Origin of the sequence: Elioraea sp. (assembly GCF_022842375.1) — a bacterium.
Lineage (GTDB): Bacteria > Pseudomonadota > Alphaproteobacteria > Acetobacterales > Acetobacteraceae > Elioraea_A.
The window spans coordinates 1-3,522 of record NZ_JALHPR010000071.1 but is presented as its reverse complement, the minus strand read 5'-3'; the positions used below and the strand labels follow the sequence as shown (position 1 = coordinate 3,522).

The window sequence follows — 3,522 nt, the reverse complement described above, 5'->3', positions numbered from 1 at the left end:
GAGCCGTGAGCCGTCACCCCGTGGGCGAGGGCCTGGAGCCAGAAGGCGCCCCTGTGGCCGACATAGGGGAAGTTGCCCGTGGGCTCGGCCACCACGATGGCGCCGGCGCGTCCGAGTGCGCCGGGCTTGCGGATGAGATCGAATGCGCCCTGGCATCCGGTTTCCTCACCGGCCGTGATGACGATGGAGATGCCCGGCGTGCGCTCGAGCTTCGGCGCCAGTGCGACGGCAGCGGCGACAAACGCGGCGACGCCGGCCTTCATGTCGCTGGAACCGCGGCCATAGACCTTGCCCGCATCGGTCTCGCCGGCGAACGGGTCCTTGCTCCAGGCCTTGGCACCCAGGGGCACGATGTCGATGTGGCCCGTGAAGCAGATGGGCGCGATGTCCGCATCGCCGCCGATGGTCGCCACCAGGTTGGCGCGACCAGTGCCGAAGCCGTGGTAAGTGACGCGGAAGCCGGCCTTCTCGAGCATCTCCCCGATGTGCCGCGCGCAGGGCTCCTCGGCGCCGGGGGGGTTGATGGTGTTGAACCGCAGGAGGTCCTGCGTCAGTCGGATCGGATCGGGTGCAGCCATGACGGCGCGCTCCTGGGAAAGTGTCGCGCGAGTATAGCCAGGGGCGCGGGGCTTCAGCCGCCGTGATTGCCGAAATAGGCGGCGACGAGTTCGGGGTGGCGCTTCAGTTCCTCGGCCGTGCCTTCGGCGACCACCTTGCCGCCCGAGAGCACGTAACCGCGGTGGGCGACCTCCAGCGTCTGGTGCACGTTCTGCTCCACGAGCAGAACGGAGACGCCGGCCTCGTTGATGCGGCGGATCACCTGGAAGTTCTCCTTCACGAACTTGGGCGACAGCCCCAGCGACGGCTCGTCGATGATGAGCAGGCCCGGCGAGCCCATCAGGCCGCGACCGATGGACAGCATCGCCTGCTCGCCGCCGGAGAGCGTGCCGGCGAGCTGCCCGGCGCGCTCCTCCAGCCGGGGAAATACGCGGAACACTTCCGTCATCCGGGTGGCGACCAGCGAGGCATCGCGCACCAGGTACGCGCCGGTGCGGAGGTTCTCGGTGACGGTGAGTTTCGGAAAGACCCGGCGGCCTTCCGGAATCGCGCCGATGCCCAGGCCCACGATCTTGTGGACGGCGAGCCCGGCGATGTCGCGTCCGTCGAGGCGGATCGTGCCGGATCGCGGCGGCGTGAGGCCGAGGATGGCGCGGGCCAGCGTGCTCTTGCCCGAACCGTTAGCGCCGAGCAGACAGGTGATCTCGCCGGCGTTGGCCGTGAGCGAAACGCCCAACAGCACGTCAGCGCGGTCGTACCCGACGGTGATGTCGCGGATCTCGAGCGAGAGCGCCTTCATTCGTCGTCCACACCCAGATAGGCACGGCGCACGGCCGGGTCGCTGGACACCTCGGCGTAGCTGCCCTCGCACAGCTTGCGTCCGTAGTCGAACACGGCGCAGCGGTCGCTCACGCTCTCGATGACGTCCATGTCGTGCTCGATGAGGATGACGGCGAGCCGGCTGCGCTCGGCCTTCACCTTCTGCAGATCGCGCATGAGTTCGGCGGTCTCTTCCGGTGTCATGCCGGCAGAGGGCTCGTCGAGCAGCAGGAGCCGGGGCTCGCGGATGAGCGCGCGGCACACCTCGACCCGGCGGCGGTCGATCATGGTGAGGGCGGACACCGGCTCGAAGAGCTTGCCCGGCAGGGTGGCGCTGAAGTAGGACAGGAGATGCCGGGCGGATTCGATGTGGCTGGTCATCGACGCGCGGAGCCGGCCGCGCAGCAGCAGGTTGGCGACGATGCCGTGGTCCAGGGACAGGTGCTGGCCGAGCATCAGGTTGTCGAAGACTGACAGCTCCAGCAGCAGGCGCAGCCGCTGGAACGTGCGGGCGATGCCGCGCCGCGCGATCTCGCGCGGGACCAGACCCGTGATCGTTTCACCGCCGAGCGTCACCGACCCGCCGGCCGTGGTGACGAACCCGGTCACGGCGTTGAAGAAGGTGGTCTTGCCCGAGCCGTTGGGGCCGATCACGCCCAGCACTTCGCCTTCGTGCACGCGGATATCGAGGCCGTCTAGCGCGCGCACGCCGCCGAAGCGGACGGACAACGCGGACGCCACCAGCAGCTCCTGGCTCATCGGCCGCCCGTCCCGGGGAAGTAGTCGCGGGCGCGCCGGGGGATGAGCCCGCCGGGACGCACCAGCAGGATCGCAATGACCAGCGCCGCGAACAGCAGGAAGCGGTACTCCTGGATCACCTGCAGCTTCTCCGGCAGCACGACGACGATCAGCGCGGCGGGCAGCAGGCCGAGCGGATTGCCCAGGCCGCCGAGGATCACGATGGACACGAGGATCAGCGAATCGCCGAAGGTGAAGCTCGCGGGGGCGATGAATGCGGTGACCATCGCGTAGACCGCGCCGGCCATTCCGGCGAGGAAGTTACCGATGGAGAACGCGGCGATCTTCCACGCAGCACCGTTGAGGCCGAAGGCGGAGGCCGCCGTCTCGTCGAGCCGCACCGCATCGAGCGACAGGCCGAGCCACGAGCGCTCCAGCCGCCGCACGAAGTGATAGGCGAAGAACAGCAGGACCAGGCACAGGCCGGCGTAGCGCAGGTAGAAGGACCACTCGGTCTCGTCGTCGATCTCGATGGCATCGTTGAACACGAGCCCGAACCATTCCATTCCCGGCACCTTGAGGCCCTGCGGCCCGCCGAGGGTGTCGTTCACTTCGAGGAAGGTGCGGAACAGGATGCCGAACGCGATGGTGATGAGGGCGGCGTAGTGGCCGCGTGTGCGCAGCAGCGGCAGCAGCAGCACCGACCCGATGACCGCGCTGACGAGACCGCCGGCGAGAATCACGAGCACGTGAGGCAGGCCGGTGTGCAGCAGCAGCACCGCGGCGGTGTAGGCGCCGACCCCCATGAACGCGGCGGCGGCGAAGTTCACAACGCCGGTGTAGCCGAACTGCACGGTGAGCCCGAGACCCGCCACCATGTAGAGCATGACGGTGCAGAGCATCAGCAGTTCGAAGTTGTGTTCGCGCAGCCCGAAGATCACGAGGGCCGCCGTGAGCCAGGCCACGGGCGTGATCCAGCGATGGTGATCCGTCGCGCTGCGGTGGACGACCTCGCCCCATCCGAGCTTGCCGCCGATCAGCAGCGCCACAGCGCCGACGATGGCGAGTGTCGCGACTTCCCATTGCTGCTCGGCCAGGAGCAGCCCGAGCACGGCCGCGGCCCCGGCAACGAGGGCGCCGAGCGCGGGCAGCGGAGAGGCGCGCCGGTCAGACACGATCGGCAGACCGTTCGGCAAGGAGGCCGCCCGGCTTCCACGCCATGAGCAGGATGACGGCGGCGAAGGCGAACACGTCCTTGTAGGCACTCGCGATCGGGAGCAGCACCGCGCCGATGGTCTGCAGGGCCGCGAAGATGAAGCCGCCCAGGATCGCGCCATACACGTTGCCGAGACCGCCGATGACCGCCGCGGAGAAGCCGATGGCGCCGAGCAGCAGGCCCATGTTGAA

At 68.8% G+C, this 3,522-nt stretch carries 5 protein-coding genes; all 5 read right to left on the bottom strand.

What is annotated here, in order from left to right:
• The coding region (locus Q0C38_RS23120; RefSeq protein ID WP_291299495.1) for a M20/M25/M40 family metallo-hydrolase at window positions 1-578 on the bottom strand (578 nt) is incomplete at its 3' end.
• Window positions 579-631: 53 nt separating this feature from the next.
• Window positions 632-1,357, bottom strand: coding sequence for an ABC transporter ATP-binding protein (locus tag Q0C38_RS23115; RefSeq protein ID WP_291299494.1), 726 nt, complete (start codon window positions 1,355-1,357; stop codon window positions 632-634).
• Window positions 1,354-2,136, bottom strand: coding sequence for an ABC transporter ATP-binding protein (locus Q0C38_RS23110; protein WP_291299493.1), 783 nt, complete (start codon window positions 2,134-2,136; stop codon window positions 1,354-1,356). The genes Q0C38_RS23115 and Q0C38_RS23110 overlap by 4 nt, the downstream gene beginning before the upstream one ends.
• Window positions 2,133-3,290 (bottom strand): branched-chain amino acid ABC transporter permease, encoded by a 1,158-nt coding sequence (locus Q0C38_RS23105; RefSeq protein WP_291299492.1) that lies wholly within the window; start codon window positions 3,288-3,290, stop codon window positions 2,133-2,135. The genes Q0C38_RS23110 and Q0C38_RS23105 overlap by 4 nt, the downstream gene beginning before the upstream one ends.
• Window positions 3,283-3,522, bottom strand: a 240-nt coding sequence (locus Q0C38_RS23100; protein WP_408870066.1) for an ABC transporter permease subunit, incomplete at its 5' end; no start/stop codon positions are given. The genes Q0C38_RS23100 and Q0C38_RS23105, both read right to left, overlap by 8 nt.

What these genes read in the sequence shown, in the direction of transcription:
- Q0C38_RS23115 (WP_291299494.1), bottom strand. Translation starts at nt 1,357, where the DNA reads ATGAAGGCGCTCTCGCTCGAGATCCGCGACATCACCGTCGGGTACGAC.
- Q0C38_RS23110 (WP_291299493.1), bottom strand. Translation starts at nt 2,136, where the DNA reads ATGAGCCAGGAGCTGCTGGTGGCGTCCGCGTTGTCCGTCCGCTTCGGC.